The sequence below is a fragment of the Nocardia brevicatena NBRC 12119 genome, from assembly GCF_000308495.1.
In the GTDB taxonomy this organism is placed as follows: Bacteria; Actinomycetota; Actinomycetes; order Mycobacteriales; family Mycobacteriaceae; genus Nocardia; species Nocardia brevicatena.
The window spans coordinates 70,292-92,660 of sequence record NZ_BAFU01000007.1; the positions used below are offsets into that span (position 1 = coordinate 70,292).

The 22,369-nt window shown below is 67.2% G+C and carries 20 protein-coding genes and 1 pseudogene; 15 read left to right on the forward strand and 6 right to left on the reverse strand.

Features of this window, described 5'->3' with window-relative positions; translation table 11 throughout:
- Positions 1-62: 62 nt before the first annotated feature.
- Complete coding sequence (kstR, locus tag ON20_RS01750) at positions 63-707, reverse strand: cholesterol catabolism transcriptional regulator KstR (RefSeq protein WP_040833041.1); 645 nt, start codon at positions 705-707, stop codon at positions 63-65.
- A gap of 133 nt (positions 708-840) precedes the next feature.
- On the opposite strand from kstR, the gene ON20_RS01755 reads away from it, so the two are divergent.
- Genes ON20_RS01755 through ON20_RS01780 form a run of 6 tightly spaced genes read left to right on the forward strand, consistent with a single transcriptional unit; the run spans position 841 to position 7,880 of the window.
- On the forward strand, positions 841-3,021 hold the full coding sequence (locus tag ON20_RS01755; RefSeq protein WP_040833042.1) for an acyl-CoA dehydrogenase family protein: 2,181 nt from the start codon (positions 841-843) through the stop codon (positions 3,019-3,021).
- A gap of 26 nt (positions 3,022-3,047) precedes the next feature.
- Entirely contained in the window at positions 3,048-4,109 is a 1,062-nt protein-coding gene (locus ON20_RS01760; RefSeq protein ID WP_040833043.1) for an acyl-CoA dehydrogenase family protein, read from the forward strand.
- On the forward strand, positions 4,094-5,263 hold the full coding sequence (locus ON20_RS01765) for an acyl-CoA dehydrogenase family protein (protein WP_040833044.1): 1,170 nt from the start codon (positions 4,094-4,096) through the stop codon (positions 5,261-5,263). The genes ON20_RS01760 and ON20_RS01765 overlap by 16 nt, the downstream gene beginning before the upstream one ends.
- 39 nt (positions 5,264-5,302) lie before the next feature.
- Positions 5,303-6,241: a bifunctional MaoC family dehydratase N-terminal/OB-fold nucleic acid binding domain-containing protein gene (locus ON20_RS37735; protein ID WP_051161397.1), complete on the forward strand. Its 939-nt coding sequence runs from the start codon at positions 5,303-5,305 to the stop codon at positions 6,239-6,241.
- On the forward strand, positions 6,238-6,663 hold the full coding sequence (locus ON20_RS37740; RefSeq protein WP_040833045.1) for a MaoC family dehydratase: 426 nt from the start codon (positions 6,238-6,240) through the stop codon (positions 6,661-6,663). The genes ON20_RS37735 and ON20_RS37740 overlap by 4 nt, the downstream gene beginning before the upstream one ends.
- Positions 6,660-7,880, forward strand: coding sequence for a lipid-transfer protein (locus ON20_RS01780; RefSeq protein ID WP_051161400.1), 1,221 nt, complete (start codon positions 6,660-6,662; stop codon positions 7,878-7,880). Before ON20_RS37740 ends, ON20_RS01780 begins: the two co-directional genes overlap by 4 nt.
- Positions 7,881-7,953: 73 nt before the next feature.
- Here the strand turns inward: ON20_RS01780 and ON20_RS01785 are convergent, their stop codons facing one another.
- The 3 genes from ON20_RS01785 to ON20_RS01795 all read right to left on the reverse strand — a co-directional run bounded on the left by ON20_RS01785 (position 7,954) and on the right by ON20_RS01795 (position 11,668).
- Positions 7,954-9,225 (reverse strand): acyltransferase family protein, encoded by a 1,272-nt coding sequence (locus ON20_RS01785; RefSeq protein WP_245546938.1) that lies wholly within the window; start codon positions 9,223-9,225, stop codon positions 7,954-7,956.
- Positions 9,226-9,257: 32 nt separating this feature from the next.
- Entirely contained in the window at positions 9,258-10,205 is a 948-nt protein-coding gene (locus ON20_RS01790) for an SGNH/GDSL hydrolase family protein (protein ID WP_083864481.1), read from the reverse strand.
- 797 nt (positions 10,206-11,002) lie between these two features.
- A complete protein-coding gene (locus ON20_RS01795; protein WP_040833046.1) occupies positions 11,003-11,668 on the reverse strand; it encodes a hypothetical protein in 666 nt (221 codons plus the stop codon).
- Between the two features lie 245 nt (positions 11,669-11,913).
- Between ON20_RS01795 and ON20_RS01800 the strand changes: the two genes are divergently transcribed.
- The 5 genes from ON20_RS01800 to ON20_RS01820 are packed head-to-tail and all read left to right on the forward strand — an operon-like array spanning position 11,914 to position 16,169.
- Positions 11,914-12,900 (forward strand): DUF4129 domain-containing protein, encoded by a 987-nt coding sequence (locus tag ON20_RS01800; RefSeq protein ID WP_245546939.1) that lies wholly within the window; start codon positions 11,914-11,916, stop codon positions 12,898-12,900.
- On the forward strand, positions 12,897-13,394 hold the full coding sequence (locus tag ON20_RS01805) for a hypothetical protein (protein ID WP_040833085.1): 498 nt from the start codon (positions 12,897-12,899) through the stop codon (positions 13,392-13,394). Before ON20_RS01800 ends, ON20_RS01805 begins: the two co-directional genes overlap by 4 nt.
- Positions 13,395-13,423: 29 nt before the next feature.
- Positions 13,424-14,386, forward strand: coding sequence for an AAA family ATPase (locus ON20_RS01810; RefSeq protein ID WP_040833047.1), 963 nt, complete (start codon positions 13,424-13,426; stop codon positions 14,384-14,386).
- Positions 14,383-15,657: a DUF58 domain-containing protein gene (locus tag ON20_RS01815; RefSeq protein WP_040833048.1), complete on the forward strand. Its 1,275-nt coding sequence runs from the start codon at positions 14,383-14,385 to the stop codon at positions 15,655-15,657. Before ON20_RS01810 ends, ON20_RS01815 begins: the two co-directional genes overlap by 4 nt.
- Positions 15,654-16,169: a hypothetical protein gene (locus ON20_RS01820; RefSeq protein ID WP_245546941.1), complete on the forward strand. Its 516-nt coding sequence runs from the start codon at positions 15,654-15,656 to the stop codon at positions 16,167-16,169. Before ON20_RS01815 ends, ON20_RS01820 begins: the two co-directional genes overlap by 4 nt.
- Before the next feature lie 88 nt (positions 16,170-16,257).
- Here the strand turns inward: ON20_RS01820 and chsH3 are convergent, their stop codons facing one another.
- Both chsH3 and kstD read right to left on the reverse strand, forming a co-directional pair.
- Positions 16,258-17,121, reverse strand: a complete 864-nt coding sequence (gene chsH3 / locus ON20_RS01825; RefSeq protein WP_040833049.1) for an enoyl-CoA hydratase ChsH3 — start codon at positions 17,119-17,121, stop codon at positions 16,258-16,260.
- Between the two features lie 116 nt (positions 17,122-17,237).
- On the reverse strand, positions 17,238-18,947 hold the full coding sequence (gene kstD / locus ON20_RS01830; protein ID WP_040833050.1) for a 3-oxosteroid 1-dehydrogenase: 1,710 nt from the start codon (positions 18,945-18,947) through the stop codon (positions 17,238-17,240).
- Between the two features lie 123 nt (positions 18,948-19,070).
- On the opposite strand from kstD, the pseudogene ON20_RS01835 reads away from it, so the two are divergent.
- The 4 genes and pseudogenes from ON20_RS01835 to dmpG form a co-directional block, all read left to right on the forward strand.
- Positions 19,071-19,313, forward strand: a pseudogene (locus ON20_RS01835) (hypothetical protein); the annotation flags it as partial.
- Between the two features lies 1 nt (position 19,314).
- A complete protein-coding gene (locus tag ON20_RS01840) occupies positions 19,315-20,100 on the forward strand; it encodes a 2-keto-4-pentenoate hydratase (RefSeq protein ID WP_040833052.1) in 786 nt (261 codons plus the stop codon).
- A gap of 11 nt (positions 20,101-20,111) precedes the next feature.
- Positions 20,112-21,023: an acetaldehyde dehydrogenase (acetylating) gene (locus tag ON20_RS01845; RefSeq protein ID WP_040833053.1), complete on the forward strand. Its 912-nt coding sequence runs from the start codon at positions 20,112-20,114 to the stop codon at positions 21,021-21,023.
- Between the two features lie 14 nt (positions 21,024-21,037).
- Positions 21,038-22,075, forward strand: a complete 1,038-nt coding sequence (dmpG, locus tag ON20_RS01850) for a 4-hydroxy-2-oxovalerate aldolase (protein ID WP_040833054.1) — start codon at positions 21,038-21,040, stop codon at positions 22,073-22,075.
- Positions 22,076-22,369 lie beyond the last annotated feature (294 nt).

Here is a 22,369-nt window from a genome sequence, read left to right on the forward strand (position 1 = left end):
CGCGGATATCCGATAGGTCTGATATGGGCGCAACCACGTCGAACCCGGTGGGCGTGCCGACATCAGGAGCGATTGCCGAGCAACAGGTCGACGGTCAGTTCCAGCCGCTCGGAGACATCGGTGGCCGAGGCGCGGCGAGTGAGCCAGGCCACCAGATTGGACAGCCATACGTCGCTGATCACCCGGGCGATGGCGAGTTGGCGCTCGGTGGGCTCACCGTCGTTCATGGCGCGGGCGAAGACCCGATCCATGACCTTGCCGACGCGGTCCACCTCGGCGGCGGCGGAGGCGTCGGCGAACATGAAGGCGCGGGTCATCGCCTCGGTGAGTAGTGGGTCGCGCTGCATCATCCGGGTGATCTGGGCGAGCAGTACGTGCATACGTTCCTGCGGAGACTGTCCGGACAGCGGTTTGCGTTTGCTCTCGAACTGCTCGAATTCGCGCGCCAGCGCCGAGACCAGCAGGTGCACCTTGGACGGGAAGTACCGGTAGAGAGTGCCCACCGCGACGTCCGCCCGTTCGGCCACCGCCCGCATCTGCACCGCGTCGTAACCGCCCTTCGAGGCCAGGGCCAGGGTCGCGTCGAGGATGCGCTTGCGCCGCTCGCGTTGCGCCGCCGAACTCAGCTCGTCCTCCCGCAGCGTGTTGACGGTGGCGGCGGGCAGCGCACTCGAATCGTCGGGCCGGGATCGGGAGGGGCTGGCCATGGCGGTCCTTTCCGCAAGACGTGTACGTGCGCGTTTCGCTCCGGGTGGCCGAAGGGTCTCTTGACTTCCGCCCGGCGAGGATATTAGAACATGTTCTAGGTGTGGGAGTCACGCCGGAAAGGCGGTATGGACTATGACCATCGCCACCACTGACGAGCATAAAGCCGTTCAGGAGTCGATGAGCCGATGGGCAGCGGCGGCCCGACCGATTGCAACAATGCGGACCGACCCGACCGACTTCTGGCATGCCTACTGGCCAACGCTGACCGAGCTCGGAATCTTCCACGTCGCGGTGGCCGAGGACGCGGGCGGGGCTGGTGGATCGGTCTCCGACCTGGCCGTATTCATCGAACAGGCGGCACATGACCTGGTCGGCGGGCCGGTATTGACCACCGCGGTCGCCGCTGTGGTGACCGCCGGGCGGCTGTCCGAGCAGCAGCCGTGCGGTATCGCGCTGGATACGGTCGGCAGCGCCGGTCCCGCCGGAGGTCCGGCCACCGCGCCGACGCTCGAGACCGTCGGCGGCGCGCGGTTGCTCAGCGGCAGCTGGGAATACGTGCTCGGTGCCGCGCCGGGAACCGCGGTACTGCTCCCGGTGGGCACCCCCGACGGCCGGCGCTGGTGTCTGGTCGCGCCGGAGGCGCCCGGGCTGCAGATCGAACCGCAGGACCCACTCGACCTCACGACGCCGCTGGCCCGGGTGCGCGCTACGGCGGTGCCGGTGGCCGACGACGCGGTATTCGCCCCCGCACACGCGGTCGAGGATCTGCTCGTGGCGCTGGCCACGGCGGAACTGGCGGGCGTCACCGGATGGTGTCTGGAGACCGCGGCCGAGTACGCCAAGGTGCGCGAACAGTTCGGCCGCAAGATCGGAACGTTTCAGGCCGTCAAGCACATCTGCGCCTGGATGCTGTGCCGCACAGAGCTCATCCGCTCCGTCGCCGCCGACGCCGCGGCCGCCGTCGACTCCGGCGGCGCCGAACTGCCCATCGCCACCGCTATCGCGGCCGCGATGAGCCTGGACGCCGCGGTGGAGACCGCCAAGGACTGTATCCAGGTGCTCGGCGGGATCGGCTTCACCTGGGAGCACGACGCCCATCTGTACCTGCGCCGGGCGGCGGCCCTGCGCCAGCTGTTGGGTGGTGGAAGCCACTGGCGGATCAGGGTCACCGAACTGACCCGCGCCGGCCGGCGGCGCACCACCGGCGCGGACCGGGTGTTCGCGGACGCGGCCCGGGTCACCGGCGTCGACGAAGCGGTCGGCGACGAGCTGACCGCCGAAGTGGCCCGCATCGCCGCGCTGCCGGTCGAGGCGCAGCGGACCGCACTGGCCGAGGGGGGCCTGATCATGCCGCATTGGCCGAAGCCCTACGGTCGTGCCGCCGATCCGATGACCGGCCTGGTCATCTCGGAGGAACTGCGTCGCGCCGGGCTGACCGTGCCGGATCTGACCATCGGCGGCTGGGCCGTGCCGACCCTGCTGCAGCACGGCACGCCCGAACAGATCGAACGTTTCGCCTGGCCCACCCTGCGCGGCGAGGTGGTGTGGTGCCAGCTGTTCAGCGAACCGGAGGCCGGTTCCGACCTGGCCGCGCTGCGCACCACCGCCACCAGGACCGACGGCGGCTGGGTACTGCGCGGGCAGAAGGTGTGGACCTCGCTGGCCGAAAAGGCCAACTGGGCGATCTGCCTGGCCCGCACCGATCCGGACGCGCCGAAGCACAAGGGGATCAGCTACTTCCTGGTCGATATGCGCGCTGCCGGAATCGATATCCGGCCGTTGGTGCAGATCACCGGCGAGGCGCGGTTCAGCGAGGTGTTCCTCGACGATGTCTTCGTCCCGGACGACTGTGTGGTCGGCGAGCTGGGCAACGGCTGGAAGGTCGCCCGCTCGACCCTGTCGGCCGAACGGGTCGCCATGAGCGGTAACGGTATCGGTCGCACGCTCGAGGAACTCATCGCGAAACTGCCCGCGACCGGTCGGGGCGCGGAACTGGTCAACGACCGACTGGGCGGTTTCGTGGCCGACGCCATCGCCGGCCTGCTGCTGGAGCAGCGCGCCGCGGTGCGGATCCTGGCCGGTGACGATCCGGCCGCGCAGAGCAGCGTGCGCAAACTGGTCGGGGTGCGGCACCGCCAGGCGGTCGCCGAGTTCGCCGTGCAGGTGGCCGGGCCGGTCGGCGGACGCAATACCGAGGACACCGCGGAGTTCCTGCTCACCCGCTGTCTGTCCATCGCGGGTGGAACCGAGCAGATCCTGCTGACCGTGGCCGCCGAACGCATTCTCGGACTGCCCCGCGACGCGGCCGGCTAGTTCGAGCAACAACTGGGAGATCGAGCGTGGACTTCACCAGAGACGAGGCCCAAGACGCGGTGGCCGAGGTCGTCGTCGGACTACTGGAACGGGAACCGGCGCGCGACGCCGGATTATGGCCCGCGCTGGTGTCGACGGGATTGATGGCGGTCGCCCTGCCGGAGCGCTGCGGTGGGGACGGGATGGGCGTGGACGGGATCTCGGTCCTGCTCACCGAGCTGTCGACCGACGCCGTGACCGCACCCGCCCTGCCCACCCTGGGTTTCGGCGTGCTGACCCTGCTCGGGGCCCCCGAGCCGGTAGCCGACAAGGTATTTCCCTCGGTGGCCGAAGGCGCGGTGCTCACGGCCGCGCTGAGCGAACCGGGCGCACCGCTGGGCACCCCGCCGGCGACCACCGCGCGGCGCGTCGGCGACAGCGTGCGGATCAACGGCTACAAGACCGCCGTGCCCTGCGCCGACCAGGCCCGCTGGCTGTTGGTGCCCACCGACGCCGGTGTGGCCCTGGTCGATTCGGACGCGGCGGGGATCACCCGCACCGATACGCCCGTCTCCGGCGGACTGCCCGAATCCGCGGTGCGGTTCGAGGAGGTGGAGATTCCCGCCGAGCAGTTGCTCACCGATGCCGAACCGCGGCTGCGCCGGGCGGCGCTGGCCTCCATCGGGGCCGTCGCCGACGGCCTGTTGAAGGGTGCGCTGGCCCTCACCGCCGAACATGTGCGCAGCCGCCGTCAATTCAATCGGCCGCTGGCCGAATTCCAGGCGGTCGCCCAGCAGATCGCCGACCTGTACGTGGTGTCCCGGACCCTGCACGCCGCCGCGCTCTCGGCCAACTGGGCACTGGGACAAGACGACCCGAGCGCGGAGCACCAGCGGCGCGTCGACGACGATCTGAACGTACTCGCCTATACGGTGGCCGCGGAACTGCCACGCGCCATGCAGAAATGTCATCACCTGCACGGCGGTATCGGCGTCGATGTGACGCATCCGATGCACCGCTACTACTCACAGGCCAAAGACCTCACCCGTTGGCTGGGTGGAGCGTCGCTTCGCCTCGACCTCTTGGGGACCGAATGTTCATCGACCTGACCAGCGAACAGCGCGCATTGCGCGACGAGCTGCGCGCCTACTTCAGCACTCTCGTCACGCCGGAGGAAGAGGCCGAGATGGCCGTCAACCGGCACGGCGACGCCTACCGCGCGGTAGTGCGCCGGATGGGCCGCGACGGTTGGCTCGGCGTGGGCTGGCCGAAGGAGTACGGTGGCCAGGGCTTCGGACCGGTCGAACAGCAGATCTTCTACAACGAGGCGTCCCGGGCCGATGTCCCGCTGCCGCTGGTGACCCTGCTGACCGTGGGGCCGACCCTGCAACAGTTCGGCACCGAGGAACAGAAGCAGCGTTTCCTGCCCGGCATCCTGACCGGCGATATCCATTTCGCCATCGGCTATTCCGAACCGGAGGCCGGTACCGACCTGGCGGCGCTGCGCACCAGCGCGGTGCGCGACGAAGCCGGGGATTGGACCGTCAACGGGCAGAAGATCTTCACCACCGGCGCGCACGAGGCCGATTTCGTCTGGCTGGCCTGTCGCACCGGCACGGTGGAATCGCGGCATCGCGGGATCACCATCCTCATCGCCGATACCTCCGATCCCGGCTATTCGTGGACGCCGATCATCACCGCCGACGGCGCCCACCACACCAACGCCACCTATTTCGACAATGTCCGGGTTCCGGCGGACATGCTGGTCGGCGAGGAGAACAAGGGCTGGCGCCTGATCACCACCCAGCTCAACCACGAGCGGGTGAGCCTGGGTCCATCCGGCAAGATCGAACAGCTCTACGACAGGGTGCGGCAGTGGGCGGCCCCGCGCGGGGTGCTCGACGAACCGGATGTCCAGCGGCTGCTCGGACGCGTCCACGCCATGGTGCGGTTGAACGAGCTGCTGAACTGGCAGGTCGCGGCCACCGCCGAGAACGCCGCGAGCGATCAGGCGCAGGTGATCGCGGACGCGTCGGCCACCAAGGTCTACTCCACCGAATCACTGCAGGAGGCGGGTCGGTTGGTGGAGGAGATCGTCGGCCGCTACGGCGATCCGGCCGATCCCGCCACCGGCGAACTGCTGACCTGGCTGGACCGGCGCACCAAACAGAACCTGGTGGTGACCTTCGGTGGCGGCGTCAACGAGGTGATGCGCGAACTCATCGCCTCTTCCGGACTGAAACTGCCGCGCGTGCCGCGGTGACACCGACCCGTCGAATCCCCTGATACGAAGGAGCAGCGCGTGCCGGAAACCTACACTCCGGAAGCGATCATCGCCGCCGCGGAAGAGATCAAAGCGGCCGGTGCGAGCGCGCCCAGAGCCGGACGCGACCCGGTGAACCAGCCGATGATCAACAACTGGGTGGAGGCCATCGGCGACACCAACCCCGTGTACGTCGACGAGCAGGCCGCGCGGGCCGCCGGTTTCCCGGGGATCGTGGCGCCGCCCGCCATGGCCCAGGTGTGGACCATGCTCGGCCTGGGCGGCGCGCGTCCCGCCGACGATCCCATGCTGGCCGCCACCGAAATGCTCGACGCGGCGGGCTATACCTCGGTGGTCGGCACCAACTGCGAGCAGACCTACCACCGCTACCTGGTTCCGGGTGAGGAAGTAACCGTCACCAGCGAACTCGCCGATATCGCCGGACCGAAGCGGACCGGGCTGGGGGAGGGCTACTTCCTCACCTACCACACCGTGTGGTCGGTCGGTGACGAGGTGGTCACCGAAATGCTTTTCCGGGTGCTGAAGTTCGCGCCCGGCACCGCCGCGGCGAAGAAACCGGCCGGCGAACGGGTGAAGCCACTGGTATCCCGCGATACCGAATTCTTCTGGGAGGGAACCAAGGCCGGGCAGCTGCGAATCCAGAGGCTGCCCGACGGCACCCTGCGGCATCCGCCCATTCCGGCGGTCTGGCAGGACAGAACCGAACCGGTCGACTACGTGGTGTCCACCGGTCGCGGCACGGTGTACAGCTACGTGGTGCACCACGCGCCGAAGGTGCCGGGACGGACCCTGCCGTTCGTGGTGGCGCTGGTCGAACTGGAGGAAGGTGTGCGGATGCTGGGCGAGCTGCGCGGTATCGAGCCGAGCGAGGTGGAGGTCGGTCTGCCCGTGCAAGTGGACTTCGAGAAGCTGGACGACGATACGGCGCTGCCGTTCTGGAAGGCGGTGGCCGAATGACCGCCACGATCGAACCTGCCGCCGTGACGGTCGGCACCCCGCTGCCCGAACTGGTCATCCACGCCGATCCGACCTTCGTCATCAGCACGGCGCTGGCCACCCGGGACTTCCAGGACGTGCACCACGACCGGGACAAGGCCATCGAACGCGGATCCGAGGACATCTTCGTCAACATCCTCACCGACACCGGGCTGGTGCAGCGTTTCGTCACCGACTGGTCGGGCCCGCGCACCGTGGTCAAATCCATCGCGCTGCGGCTCGGTGTGCCGCTGTACGCCTATGACACTCTCACCCTGACCGGCACGGTAACCGCGGTGAACGGCGGCGAGATCCACATCGACGTTACCGGTCGCGACAGCCTCGGCGACCACATCACGGCGAAAGTCGTCATCACCGTCCCCACTCGGAATGAGGCCCTGTGACCGCACAGACAGATCACCCCTTGTCCGGCCGCGCCGCCATCGTGGGTATCGGCGCCACCGATTTCTCCAAGGATTCCGGGCGCAGCGAACTGCGGCTGGCCGCGGAGGCCGTCACTGCCGCGCTGGAGGACGCCGGACTCACCCCGGCCGATGTCGACGGCCTCACCACCTTCACCATGGACACCAACCTTCAGATCGCGGTGTCGCGGGCGGTGGGTATTCCGCGGCTGACATTCTTCAGCCATATCGGTTACGGCGGTGGCGCGGCCTGCGCCACGGTGCAGCAGGCGGCCATGGCGGTGGCCACCGGGGTCGCCGATGTGGTGGTGGCCTACCGGGCGTTCAACGAGCGGTCGGGATCGCGGTTCGGACAGTTCGCCGGCTCGCTCGCCGCGGCGCCGACCTCGTCCGGAATCGACGCCGGCTGGTCGTATCCGCAGGGACTGGGCACCCCCGCCGCGCAGGTGGCGATGGTGGCGCGGCGGTATATGCACGTATACGCTGCCACCAGCGAGGACTTCGGCCGGGTCGCGGTCGCCGATCGCAAACACGCGGCGGTGAATCCGGCGGCGTTCTTCTATGGCAAGCCGATAACCCTCGACGACCATCAGTCCTCCCGCTGGATCGCCGAACCGCTGCGCCTGCTGGACTGCTGCCAGGAGTCCGACGGTGGGGTGGCCATCGTGGTGACCAGCGTCGAACGGGCCCGCGATCTGCCGCAGCGGCCCGCGGTCATCACCGCCGCCGCCCAGGGCAGCGGGGCCGACCAGTATGTGATGACCAGCTACTACCGCGATGCCATGACCGGCCTGCCGGAGATGGGTCTGGTTGGTGATCAACTGTGGGCGCAGAGCGGATTGCGGCCGGACGATATCCGCACCGCCGTGCTCTACGACCACTTCACCCCGTTCGTGCTCATGCAGTTGGAGGAACTGGGGTTCTGCGGCCGCGGCGAGGCCAAGGACTTCATTGCCGACGGCGCGCTCGAACTGGGCGGTCGGCTGCCGATCAACACCCACGGAGGCCAACTCGGTGAGGCCTATATCCACGGGATGAACGGCATAGCCGAGGCGGTGCGCCAGCTGCGCGGTACCTCGGTGAATCAGGTGGAGAATGTGGAAAATGTGCTGGTCACCGCCGGTACGGGAGTACCGACGTCGGGGTTGATCCTCAGCGCCGACGGGGTTGCTCCGGCCTCTCGCGCTGCGTCCGCGTAACGACGGTGCATGGTCCACACCGGGCCACCGCTACGCTCGCCGCTAGAAGGAACTCCCCAGGTGAGACGCCTTCCTACTCTGCCGATCGCCGGTCACCGGATCGCGGCGCCGGTGATCGCTGTCCGGCGGACCTGTGGGCGAAGCGGCGCATGAGCGGTTGATCGACCCAGTGGTAGATGGCCGAGGAGGCCATCAGCGACAATGCGAAGCAGAACAGTGCGCATCCGAGCCAGCCGGCGAAACCGAACTGCCGGCCGCCGATGACGAGCCGAGTAATGATAACCATTACCGGGTACTGGATGAGGTAGAACGCGTAGGAAACATTGCCGAGCCATACCAAGGGACCGTATGCGCCGCGCTCGGAGTGGTGCCGCAGATCCCGGACGGCGATCGTTGCCACCAGTGCGGCCATCGGCCCCACCATCAGGGCCGACATCTTGTAGTTGACCGGCACCACCCAGGTGGCCAGGTAGGAAACCGCTACGGCCGTTGTCGGAACGGTCAATTTCGTATTGCGCCACCGGTTTTCGATCACCATTCGCGCCGCGAGGACTCCGACGAAAAACTCCGGTAGCCGGGACAATGGGAATGTGTAGCCGAACCAATATGCCTGGATGACCGGGATATCGGGCTGGGCGAACCATGCCTGTGACGCGTGAAGTTCGGTGAAGGGGGAGACATCGCCCGGTACGAGGCGGGGAGCGAACGCATTCGTTGTGTCGGTGGGGCCGGCGAATCCGAGAAAGTAGGCGGTGTGGAGGAGGATGATGAATATCAGCAGCCCCACGATCCAGTGTGGCAACCGGTCGGGGCGGATGCGCTGCACCATCGGCCGGGCAAAGGGGTAGGCGAGGTAGAACAGCATTTCCGCTACGAGCGACCATGACGGTACATTGAGCCCGCCGACGGTGCTCCACTTCGGAATCCACGTGTGTAGCAACAACAGGTTCGGTGCCCAGACCACGCTCCGGCTCAGTGGTACAGCGGCTGCGAGAATGAACACCGCCGCGGCGATCAGATGGGTGGGATAGATCTTGAGTACTCGGCGGCGGTAGAAGCTCGTCTTGGTCGTACCGGGCCGGAAAGACCAGTGGATGATGAACCCGGACAGAACGAAGAAGAATGTGACCCCGGCGGCGCCGAGCTGCATCGGCATGAAATCTTGGTGGATCCGCCGGAACAGTTCGGACTTCTGAAACGGGTAGGCGGGTAGGAAGACCAGGGCGTGAAGCAGGAAGACCGCCAGCGCCGCCCACCATCGAGCCGCTGTGAGCCCGTCCAGCGTCCGGCCCGCCGCCGGTGCGGCGGGATCGGCCGATAACCGCTGCGCGGGCAGTCGTGTCACCGGCACCGGAGCCGGCCGCTTCGCAGGGACGGTCAATGCTCGATCCAGTCGCGGAGTCCGGCGGCGAGGGCCGCGTCGCCTCGTGCGGTGGGATGGAACGGCATCCCGATGAAGTCGGCGCGCGGATCGAAGAACCCGTTGATCCAGGGTTCCGCCGAACACAGGCCGTGTCCCGCGGTGGTGGCCCTGGTATCGAAGAAGTGCACTCCGAGGATCTCGCCGGCCTCCCGCTGTGCTCGATCGAGGCGGTCCAGGTATTCCACGACCGCGCGTCCGCGATGCTGGGTGATGGGGACCATGCCAAGTGCGCTGGCGCACAACACGTTCGACTGCGCGGGAAAAAGCTCTGGATAACCGACGAGGACGATCCGCGCGTTCGGCGCGTAGTAGGTCAGGTAATCGACCACGGCGCGAATACGGTCCGCGTATTCCTGTCCGGTTACCGCGCGGAAATCCGGGATACGGCCCTGCTCCGCGGCTTCGAGTTCGCATCCGTCGCGCAGGTTGAATATGCATGGGCCCATCGCGGTCCACATCATGGTGTCGCTCGTGCCCCAGGTATCGTTCATGCCCAGCTGAATCGCGATGATTTCGGTCCGGGGGCCGAATGCCCCGAGACCATCGGCGATCCAGGCCTCGTGCACGAGGTTGTAGGCCGTGTAACTCTGGATCGAGGCGCCCGGGCACGAGACATCGACGAAATCCGGGGTCCCCGCCACATTGAGCATATGACTCAGCTGAACCGGCCATGCCGTCGGTCCATGCCGGCATTCCATTTCGTTCCCGTCGAGTCGAACACCATTTGCCGTGTAGGAGTCGCCGAGCACAACGAGTTTCTTACCGGCAGCGGGAGGATTCGGCGGTGCGGCGGATACGTTCGTCGGGCTGCCGTACACGGCCAGAACCGCCGCTATCGCCACTACGATCGAGGCGAGGCCGCTGATTCCGCGCGGGCGGAGATCTTCTGTTCTATTGTTCATCGCGGCAAACTCCGCAGCTCAGTATCCCGGTCGTGGTGCGAAACCGGGTTCGGGTAGTGTCGGCGCCGGTCTTTCCGGTGCTTCCATCTCCTGGGGTGGTTCCGGAACCGCCGGTTCGCCGGTCTCCGGTTCGAGCGCCGGCGGTGGGGCAACCGGCTCGGTGTCCGGGAGTCGCGGCGGTTCCGGCCGAGACGAACCCGGAGATGGCGCAGCACTCGTGGTCGGCGCTGTTGACGTGGTCGATGTGACCGCGGAGGACGGGGTTGGGTGCTGTACATCATGTGATTCCGCACATGCGGTCACACTTGCCAGGCCGATAATGATCAATGCGTAGGTCGACAGCGCACCAGAGGGCCTATTCACGGATATCCCTTCCCCTGCATGATTTGCGTAACAGAAAGCCACGAGCCTTCGAGCCGGAGCCATCGCCGATCGCGAACACATCCAACACGAGGCACCCGGCTGTACGGCGTGATCGCTGCGGACAGCGCGGCGAGCGCTCCTCTCTGAACTTTCCCGAACAGGTGTTGTCGGGATCGTGTAATGGCGAAAGTAGCGGAACCCATCGCTACCGGCATGCCCCGATTTCCGGGGTGCGGGTGTCGCTCCCGACTCGCCTGTGTGAATTCGCCCTGGTTCGGCGTCGTCTTCGCCGCTGTTGTCGTCTCCGAACACCGCTCACTCGAAACGTTGAGGCCCGCAGTCTGCGTGACGACCCGAGACGGACCGAAATTGCCTTCGTAATGCTTCGTGTCTCCGGACGGCCACGAGGCCATCTTGCTGCTCGGCGTCAACTGTCATGCGTCCCGGTCGAGACCGACCGGCCCATATGACCCTGCGGGATACTCATCGAGCGGTACGAGGTTGCGGGACCAGGCCGAGAGGACCGGAGTGAGGACCCGCCAGGCCTGTTCGGCCTCGTCCGCGCGGATGGACAGGGCGAGGTTCCCGGTGAGTACGTCGAGGAGTAGCCGGCCGTAGGCCGGAAGGTCGGGCGGCCGGATCTGCGCGGTCATGGCGAGCGGAACCGGAGTGTCCACGGTGGCTCCGATGGCGGTCGGCTCGAACGCCAGGTTCTCGGCGTCGAGTCCGAATCGCAGCACGTCGGGTGCCACCTCTTCCACGGCTGGAGCGGACGGGTGATCGGAAGTCTCAGCGTAGCGCGCCACCACGTCGGCCCGGCGGCGCGCGATCAGCGCGTCCAGCCAGGAACCGATGGCCGTCGCCGCCTCGGTCGCCGTGTCCGCTACCGTGGTCCCCGCCTGGACCGCCGGGGGCCGGCCGCCGAACGCGTCCTGGAAATCGGCGCGCGACCGCAGGGGTATCCGGTCGACGATGGCCGTCAGCAGGGCATGCCGGGTTACGACGCCAACCGGGCGCTCACCGTGTATTCGCGGATGCCGTTGTCCGAATTCGTCAGGGGGGTAGCCGGGGTGCCGGATATCGGACGAGCGACCAGTCACCTTGGTGTGTTGTCACAAGAACCTGGGTAATCGCCTGTCAACACGTGGAGAACCGTCGGATCACCGGAGAGGAAAAGCCGACGATAAAAGACAATCTCCGTACCGAATAAAATGGTCTCCGTACCGAGTAGTCGATTTTCGACCGATCGACTGCCCGAGCGGGTAAATATGTGGGCTGTTCAGCAGTAACGCAGGTCTGGGGTGGAGCTTTGGCCGGGTCGCGGGCGCTCGTATCGCGCATTGTCGTGGCTGCCCTGCTGCTTGTCGGAGTCGCGGTCGCGGTGCGCGGATACATACCCGGTGCCGCCGAATCCCCGGACGGACAGCAGCAGCCCTCGGCGGTGTCCGTCGCGCTGATGCCGGTGCTGATGACCGTATCCATCGTGATCATGCTGGCCGGGGTCATCGCCGGCCGACATCGGCTGCCACTGGCCCTGCCGGAAACCGATCCGGATGCCGAACCGTGGCGGCCCGCGCGTCTCCGGCCGGTGGTGTTGTTCGGTCTCGCGGTCATCGCGGTGCTGCTCGCGGTCGGGTCGGCGGTCTACTTCATCGGTTCGGCCCGGACACCCGCGAGGGAGGCGGCCGAACCGCCCGCGAAGGCCACCACCGAGACGACCCCGGCACCGCCTCCGAACGGCGAGGAGTCCACCGGGCCCGACGACGCGGCCCAGGAACTGACCGGTACGGCCCTGCTGCTCACCGCGGGGGGCGCGATAGCGCTGGTGGCGGTGGCCGTCGCTGGTTTGGTGGTAGTCGCCGTGGGCAGTAATCGCCGGCCCCGACCGGTCGAGAGCGCCCCGGACGAAGCCGCGCCGCCGCCCGAAATGGATTCGCTGGTCAAAGCCGCCGAGGCCGGTCTGGCCGCGGTGAGCGCGCCCGGACAGGACCCGCGTGCCGCCATCATCGCCTGTTACGTGGCGATGGAACGCGGCCTGTCCACCGCGCGGACCGCCGCCCCACTGGCCTCCGATACCCCGATGGAGGTACTGGCACGGGCATTCGAGAGCGGAGCGCTGCACGATGCCTCGGCCCGCGAATTGGTTGCCCTGTTCGAAGAGGCCAGATTCAGTCCGCATTCGATGCTCGAATGGCACCGTATACGGGCCGAGCAGTTGGTACGCATCGTCTTGGCGGATCTGCGGGGCGAGCCGTTGCCGGATATCGGGGAGGTCCCGCCGGTCGCGGCGATACTCCGGGACGGTTCGCTGTGGGGGCGGGGGCCGGTATGAGCAAACCCGTGGTGACGCTCGCCGCGATCGCGGCGGTGCTGTTGCTCGAGCTGTTGGCCTACACCAGGGCGCCTGAGTTCATGGCGGTCGCGGCGGGGGTTCCGGTCTCCGTCGCGCTGGCCTGTTTCGTCCGGGTACTCGTGCGACCGGACAAGGACGAGGAGCCGGACGAACTCGCGGAGATGGAGAACGGGCCCGCCGAGATGCTGCGGCGGTGGCGGGCCCGCGCGCAGATGCTCGCCGAACACGCGGACGGCACCCGCGCCGACTGGGACCGGTATCTGCGGCCGCTGCTGGCCAAGGAATTCCAGCTGTCCGCCGGGGTGCGCGTCAGCAAGAACCGGCGGGCGCTGGAGAGCGCCGGAACCCACCAGTTCGGCCCAGAACTGTGGCGGTGGGTGGATCCGGCGGACTCGGCGCTGCGCGATCAGCGAACTCCCGCGCCGGGGCGGGCGGTGCTGGACGAGATCCTGCGCCGGCTGCAGAAAATGTGAATAGGGTCGAGACCAGTGCGAGATGACATATGACGATGCCATTGGACGTGACCGTCCAACGCAGTGACGCCGTGCTCCGGGAACTGTCCCGGGTGGTGGTCGGCAAACGCGACGAGCTCCAGCTGATCATGATCGCCGTCCTGGCCGGCGGGCATGTGCTGATCGAGGATCTGCCCGGGCTGGGCAAAACGCTCATCGCCAGGTCGTTCGCCGCTGCCTTGGGCCTGGATTTCACCCGCGTGCAGTTCACCCCCGATCTACTGCCCGCCGATCTGCTCGGTTCCACCATCTACGATATGAATACCGGGCGATTCACTTTCCGGCGCGGTCCGATATTCACCAATATGCTGCTCGCCGACGAGATCAACCGCACGCCGCCGAAAACGCAGGCGGCGCTGCTGGAGGCGATGGCCGAGGGACAGGTCAGTATCGACGGCGAGACCTTCCCGCTGCCCCAGCCGTTCATCGTCCTCGCCACCGACAACCCGATCGAATACGAGGGCACCTATCCGCTGCCCGAGGCGCAGTTGGACCGGTTCGCGATCGAACTGCGCCTGGGCTATCTGTCCGAACGCGACGAAACCCAGATGATCCGGCGTCGGCTGGAACGCGGCGCGGGCCCGGTACAGGTGAACCAGGTGGTGGACGCCCAGGGGCTGTTGGAGATGCGGCACGCGGTGGAATTCGTCTCGGTGCATCCGGATGTGGTCGGCTATGTCGTGACCCTCGCCGCAGCCACCCGGGGACACGCCCAGGTCGAGGTCGGAGCCAGTCCGCGCTCGGAACTCGACCTGGTGCAGATGTCGCGCGCCCGCGCCCTGCTGCTCGGACGCGATTACGTGATCCCGGAAGACGTGAAGGCGCTGGCGGTTCCGGCCATGGCGCACCGGATCACCCTGCGTCCGGAGATGTGGGTGCGACGCATCCACGGCGAGGACGTGATCACCGAACTGTTGCGCCGCCTCCCGGTCCCCCGCGCCGGCGTGCAATGAGACACCGCGACGAGAGCACGACGGTCGAGGCCGATCTCCGGTGGCGGCCGGCGCCGCTGATGTATCTGCTCGCGATCTGCGCGGCGGTGGCGTTGCTGGGAGCGGTGGTAGCCGCCAGTTGGCAGCTGGTGGTGTTCTCCGCGCCGCTGCTCGGTGTGCTGGCGAGCGCGCCGTGGCAGCAGACGCGCACCCGTATCCAGGTGGACGGCGGCAGCCCGCTGCGCTGTTTCGAAGGTGAAGAGGTAGTACTCACCGTCGCGGCGTTCGTGGAACGGGGACATGCGCTGCTGCGTTGCCGGCCCGTCGACCGGGAAGGTCTGTCGATCACCGTCGAGGAGAGCAGCGATTCCGGTGCGGCGCCCGCCGGGCTGCGGATGACGCTGTCGGCGCGGCGGTGGGGACGCTACCCGGTGACGGTGCGGGTCAAGGCGCTGAGCCCGGCCGGCCTGGCGGTGGCCACCGTCGAACTATCCGCCGGTGAACTGTATGTCTACCCGGTCACCGACCCCCAGCAGATACCGCTGCCGCGCACCGAGATGCCGGAGCGGCTGGGAGTGCACCTGACCCACAAACACGGTCCCGGGATCGAATACGCCGATATCCGCGCCTATTCGCCGGGCGACCGGCTGCGCCTGGTGAACTGGCGGGTGAGCGCCCGGCGCGGGCGGCTGTTCGTCACCGAGCGGCTGACCGATCGCGCGGCCGATGTGGTCGTCCTGGTGGACACCTCCCTGCAGGCCCCGGGGCCTGCCACCGAGGCGCTCGAGCTGTCGGTGCGCGGCGCCGCGCAGGTGGTGCAGTCGACGCTGCAGTATGGCGACCGCACCGCCATCGTCTGCCTCGGGCAGGCACCGCGCCGGCTGCGGCCCGATATCGGCCGGCGCCAGTTCTACCGCATCGTCGACACCGTGCTCGGCGTCGGAGACGAACACGTCCCCGTCAACGGCACCCTGGCCCCACACGCGGCGGTACCGCTCGGCGCGATCGTGGTCGCCTTCTCCACCCTGCTGGACACCGAGTTCGCGTTGGCGCTCATCGACCTGCGCAAACGCGGTCATGTGGTGGTCGCCGTGGATGTGCTGCGCGGTACCCCGTTCGCCGACGATCTCGATCCGACGACCGCGCGCATGTGGCAGTTGGAGCGGGCCGCCATGTACCGGGACATGAGCACGGTCGGGGTGGATATCGTGGGCTGGTTCGAGGACACCCGCCTGGACCAGACCATGCGCCTGCTGCCCGAACACCGTCGAACCGTGCGGGTGCGCCGATGATCCGATTCCTCGCCCTGCTCTCGGGTGCCCTGCTGGTCGGGTCGATCGCCCTGATGCTGCCGTGGGCGGCGATCCCGGCCGTGGTGCTGGTAGCCGCGGGAGGGCGGTACCGGTATGCGGCCGTAGCCGCGGTCCTGCTCGCCGTCCCGGTGCTGGCCTGGGCCGATCCCGGGGTCACCGCCGCCGCGGCCACCGGCCTGGTGGCCACCGCCTACCTGCTGAACACCGCGGCGGCCACGGCGCCCGTCGGCGTGGTACCCACCAGCGCGGTGTCCGTGGCGGGCGCGATGATCTGCACGGCGGTCATCGGCGGGGCAGCACTGCTGCCCCTGCACGTCGTCTGGGGTCCGGCCGTCGCGCCGGTGCTGGTGATCCTGCTCTACGCCATCCTGACCCACGGCATCGCCCAGCGGGCCAAGCGATCGGCGGGCCGATACCCGAACTCGGCTCCGGCCAGTGCTTCCGAAACCATAGGAGAAGGGCCGGAGCCGGCGGGATTCGTCACAAGGTGAATCACGGCACCTGGTGACAGCCGCCGGCTCGACCGGGCACGATGAACGGATCGCGGTGGCCCTCATCGGTACCGCCGCGATCGCCTGTTCAGGAAGCGAACTCGAGCACCACATCCCCGAGGACGGGAGCATCGTCGCGTTCCACGGCGGTGGCGGTGATGATCAACCGGCCGGCTTCCCGCCAGATACGGGAGCGCAGCGTTTCCCCGGGGAACAGGACCCCCGCGAACCGGGCCCGGAAACCGGTCACCCGCCCGGCGTCGGAATCCAGCACGCTGTCGGTGGCGGCCTTGCAGACGATTCCGTAGGTGCACAGCCCGTGTAGGATCGGCGCGGGGAACCCGGCCGCCTCGGCGAATTCCGGATCCGAATGCAGTGGATTGCGGTCGCCGCAGAGCCGATACAGCAGGGCCTGCTGCGGCAGCGTCGGGGTAGTGATATCGAAATCCGGTGCCCGGTCGGGCAATTCGGTTTTATTGCTCGGGCCGCGTTCCCCGCCGATCCCGCCCTCGCCGCGGGCGAAGATGGAGGACCGCGCGGTCCACAGGGCTTCTCCGTCGGAGCCGGTGACCGTGGTCTCCTGGACGATCACCGCGGCCGAACCCTTGTCCCAGATCTCGCTGATCCGGCCGGTGCCGACGGCCTTGCCCGCGGCCGGAATGGGCCGGTGCACCCGGATCTCCTGGAAACCGTGCACCACCTTGGCCAGGTCGATATCGACACCCGGGAACTTCACCCGGGGCGGTTCGGTATCGCGCAGGGTGTGCGCGACGGTGGCGAAGGTGGGCAGCACCTGCGGTTTCCGGTCGTCGAGATAGCGCAGTTCGGCGGGTTCGGTCCAGCGCGCGCCCGCGCCGATGCCCAGGTGGTAGAGCTGGACATCGGAAGCGTTCCAGGAGAATTCCCGACTCGGAAGCTCGGCTCCCAAGGCGATTGACGGGTCGATGGGCATCGGTACTCCTCAGTACTCCTCGAATCGGCTCACGGAAGGTTCATGCTGTATCTCTTGCGGCACGAGCGGGCGCCCTCCGTGGTCACGCTCCGCTACCGCCTTCGGGCGCCGACAGCTCATGCCGGTGCCGGAGCCGTCACGGACTGTTCCTTCTTGCGTTCGATGATGTCCTGTACGGCCAGATAACCGAAAGTGATCGCCGGGCCGATGGTGGCGCCGGGGCCGGCGTAGGTATGGCCCATCACCGGGGTCGAGCAGTTGCCGGACGCGTAGAGGCCCTCGATCGGACTGCCGTCTTCGCGCAGTACGCGCGCGGCGGTGTCGGCAACCAGACCGCCCTTGGTGCCGAGATCGCCGGGGACCATCCTGGCCGCGTAGTACGGGGCCTGGACCAGCGCCGCCAGGCACGGATTGGGTTTCACGGTGGGGTCGCCGTAATACCGGTCGTACCGGCTTTCGCCGCGCCCGAAGTCCTCGTCCTTGCCGGTCTCGGCGAATGTGTTGAAACGTTCGACGGTCGCGGCGAGGCTGTCGGCCGGTACGCCGATCTTCTCGGCCAGCTCTTCGAGGGTGTCCGCCTTGACGATGTTGTCGTTCTCCAGCCAGCGCGACGGGAACTTCAGGCCCGGCTGCAATCCGGCGAAGATATAGCGGTTGCGGTAGCGCTGGTCGAAGACCAGCCAGGTCGGGATGTTCTCGCCCGGGCCTTCGCCCTGCCCGTATTCGCCGCCGTACATGGTGTGCACGGCCTCGACATACGGGGCCGATTCGTTGCCGAACCGCTTTCCCTCGGCATTGACCATGATGGCGCCGGGTAGGTTGCGTTCGGCGAGGGCGAACCAGGGTCTACCGCCTTTGAAGACGGTCGGTCCCCACCAGGCGTCCTCCATGAAGTCGATGGCGGCGCCGGCGGCCATCCCCGCGATGATGCCGTCGCCGGTATTGGTGGCCGCGCCCGTGGTCCATTCGGTGGTGATGGGTTCACGCTGGTATTTGCTGCGCATCTCGGCGTTGTGCTCGAAACCGCCGCTGCCGAGAACCACACCGTAGCGGGCCGTGAAGGTAACGCTTTCGCCCTCGTGCACCGCCTCGACTCCGGTGACGACACCGTTGTCCACGACGAGCCCGGTCATGGGGGTGTTGAGCAGCAGGGGTACGTCGGCGTCCATGAGACCCTTGCGCATGGCCGCGATGACCGCCTGTCCCATCACCATCAGGTGTTTGCGGGTGAATTTGGCCCAGTAGGTGCGCGCACCGACCCGCATGGCCCGCAGCATGCCCTTGGAGTGCCGGCGGATCAGGTTCAGCCGGACGAAATCGGCCTGCATGACGGCGACATTGAGCGGTGTCTTGGAGTACGGCGGCTGGATATTGAACCGTTCCTCGCCGAGCGCCATGGCGTCGAACGGTTTGGGTTCGCAGGACCGGCCCGCCGACAGCCCGCCCGGGGCCTCCGGATAGTAGTCGGAGTAGCCGGGTACCCACGTCATCTTCAGCGGGGTGTGGTCGAGGACGAAGTCGAACGACTCCGCGCCGCGGTCGATATAGGTATCGATCCGCTCCTTGGGCACCACGTTCCCGATGATGCTGTGCAGATAGGTTCGAGCCTCTTCCCGGTCGTCGGGGCGGCCCGACGCACGCAGTGCCTTGTTGCCGGGGATCCACACACCGCCACCGGAGCGTGCGGTCGATCCACCGTAGTACGCGGCTTTCTCGAGGATCACCACACTCAGCCCGTTGTGGGCAGCGGTGAGGGCGGCGGTCATTCCGGCGGCGCCGCTGCCGACCACCACCACATCGTATTCCCGATCAATCATGTAGAACACGTTATAGAATAAGGGCGCCTTTGGTCTATGTTGTCTGGCAGAAGACTTGATCAAGGGCGGAAATAACAAGGAAACTCGTTTCAGTTTCTAGTGAAGTTGGAGCGTATGGCGCACGAGTGGGACCTGGTGCTCGATGAGTGGACCGGAGCGGTGGAAACCGCCGATGGCACCGATATCCCGGCCCGGTACGCGGCGGGACGGACCGTCGTCGGGCTCTGGGTGAACTCTTATGCCGGCGGACTGTCGCCGGCAGACTGTATTTTCTCCGGCCGTCGTGCGGACAGCAGTGCGGCGGGCGCGCCGCACACCGTCGAAGGCGCGGCCGACGATCGTGTGACCTCGGGGACACCAGTGGAAGGGGTCTAGCGTGCTGTCCGATGCGGTGCGAGCCGAACTCGCCGACGAACTCGAGCGGGCCGAACGCGATCGGGTCGCCATCGATCCGCTGGTGGCGCGGTATCCCGATATCTATGTCGTCGACGCCTACGAGATCCAGTTGGTCAATATTCGCCGCCGGCTCGACGCGGGCGCACGGGTGGTGGGGCACAAGGTCGGGCTCTCGTCGAAGGCCATGCAGCAGATGATGGGCGTGGACGAACCGGACTACGGTCATCTGCTCGCCGATATGGAGGTCTACGAAGACATCCCCCTCGAGACCGGCAAATACCTGTTCCCCCGCGTCGAGGTGGAGGTCGGGTTCATCCTCGGCGAGGACCTGCCCGGCGCCGAATGCACCGAGGCCGACGTCCTGGACGCCACCATCGCCTACGCCCCCGCCATCGAGCTGATCGATTCCCGGATCAAGGACTGGAATATCGGCCTGTGCGACACCATCTCCGATAACGCCTCCTCGGCCGGCTATGTCCTGGGCCCGCAGCGGGTGGCGCCCGCCGATATCGATATCAAGGCCATCGACGCCGTGCTCACCCGTAACGACGAGGTGGTCGCCGAAGGTCGCAGCGACGCGGTGCTCGGCGATCCGGTGATCGCGGTGGCCTGGTTGGCCCGCAAGGTGGCGAGTTTCGGGGTGCGGTTGAAAGCGGGCGATATCGTGCTGCCCGGTTCCTGCACCCGCGCCATCGACGCGCGCCCCGGTGATTGTTTCCACGCCGAGTTCGCCGGACTCGGTTCCGTTCGCCTGCAATTCGCCTAGGGAGGCATACCGTGACCGAAAACGGGAAGGTCAGTGCCGCGATCGTCGGTTCGGGCAATATCAGCACCGATCTCATGTACAAACTGCTGCGCTCGCAGGTGATCGAGCCGCGGTGGATGATCGGTATCGACCCCGACAGCGAGGGCCTGAAGCGCGCCGCGGGCCTCGGGTTGGAGACCTCCGCCGAGGGTGTGGACTGGTTGCTGCGGCAGGCCGAGAAACCGGACATCATCTTCGAGGCCACCTCGGCCTATGTGCATCGTGCCGCCGCGTCGAGATACGAGGAGGCCGGTATCCGGGCCGTGGACCTCACCCCCGCCGCGGTCGGCCCGGCCGTGGTGCCGCCGGTGAACCTGGACGCCAATATCGATGCGCCGAACGTCAATATGATCACCTGCGGCGGCCAGGCCACCATCCCGATCGTCGCCGCGGTGTCGCGGGTGGTCGATGTGCCGTACGCCGAGATCGTGGCGTCGGTGGCGTCGGTGTCGGCCGGACCCGGCACCCGCGCCAATATCGACGAATTCACCAAGACCACCAGCCGAGGCGTGGAAACCATCGGCGGCGCGCAGCGCGGTAAGGCGATCATCATCCTCAATCCGGCCGAACCGCCGATGATCATGCGCGACACCATCTTCTGCGCTATCCCCGAAGACGCCGACACCGATGCCATCAGCGAGTCGATCCACAAGATGGTCGGCGATATCCAGCAGTACGTACCCGGCTACCGCCTGCTCAACGAACCGCAGTTCGATCCGCCGTCGGTGGTGTCCGGCGGGATGGCGAAATGCTCGGTATTCGTCGAGGTGGAGGGCGCGGGCGACTTCCTGCCGCCGTATTCGGGCAATCTGGACATCATGACGGCCGCCGCCACCAAGGTCGGCGAGGTCATCGCCGATCAGATCACCGCGGCCCGGGTCTGAGGAGGGACACCACCATGCCGTACTCGCAACAGCTCGATATCCGCGTCACCGACACCTCGCTGCGCGATGGATCGCACCACAAACGCCACCAGTTCACCGCGACCGAGGTGCGCGATATCGTCGCCGCCCTCGACGGTGCCGGTGTCCCGGTGATCGAGGTGACGCACGGCGACGGCCTCGGCGGTTCCTCGTTCAACTACGGGTTCTCCAAAACCCCCGAACAGGAATTGGTGAAGATCGCCGCCGAAACCGCGAAACAGGCCAAGATCGCGGTGCTCATGCTGCCCGGTGTCGGCGTCAAGGAGGACATCAAGATCTCCCAGGACAACGGCGCGAGCATCTGCCGCATCGCCACTCACTGCACCGAGGCCGACGTCTCCATCCAGCACTTCGGCCTGGCCCGTGAACTCGGCCTGGAAACCGTCGGCTTCCTCATGATGTCGCATACCCGGCCCCCCGAGGTGCTGGCCGAACAGGCCCGCATCATGGCCGACGCCGGCTGCCAGTGCGTCTACATCGTCGACTCCGCCGGCGCCCTGGTCCTGGACCAGGTCTCCGACCGTGTCGCAGCCCTGGTCGCCGAACTCGGCGACGACGCCCAGGTCGGCTTCCACGGCCACGAGAACCTCGACCTCGCCGTCGCCAACTCCATCTACGCCATCCGCGCCGGCGCCACCCAGATCGACGGGTCGGCCCGCCGCTTCGGCGCGGGTGCCGGTAACACTCCCGTCGAAGCCCTCGTCGGTGTATGCGACAAGATCGGTGTGAAGACCGGTATCGACTTCTTCGCCATCGCCGACACCGCCGAGGACGTGGTTCGGCCCGCGATGCCGCAGGAATGCCTGCTCGACCGGCAGTCGCTGATGATGGGGTATGCGGGGGTGTACTCCAGTTTTCTCAAGCACGCCGAACGCCAGGCGGAGCGCTACGGTGTCTCGGCGGCGGAGATGTTGGTCCGGGCGGGTAAGCGCAATCTGGTCGGTGGACAGGAGGACCAGCTCATCGATATCGCGTTGGAACTCCAGAAGGAGAAGAAAACCGCTTCCGCGTAACAGATCCGGGCATGCCCTGTAGTCCGTGTTCGCGATGGACTACAGGGCGGCATTGTATTCGGGCTCACCGTGACATCGAAAGATGCGACGCCATCGCGTGAGATATTGCACGTGTGGGTGACCACTGCCGCGGTCATGCGCGACCCGGTTCGCCGAGCAATTCATACCGGCGACAGCGATGAGTCCGATTTCATCGAGGTCGACTCTCCGCAACCGAGCGACGATGCCCGACAGCGATCCCCGGCCCGGTGCGTATCGCCCGTTTGTCGAGGCTCGTTCACCCGATGGCCGTCC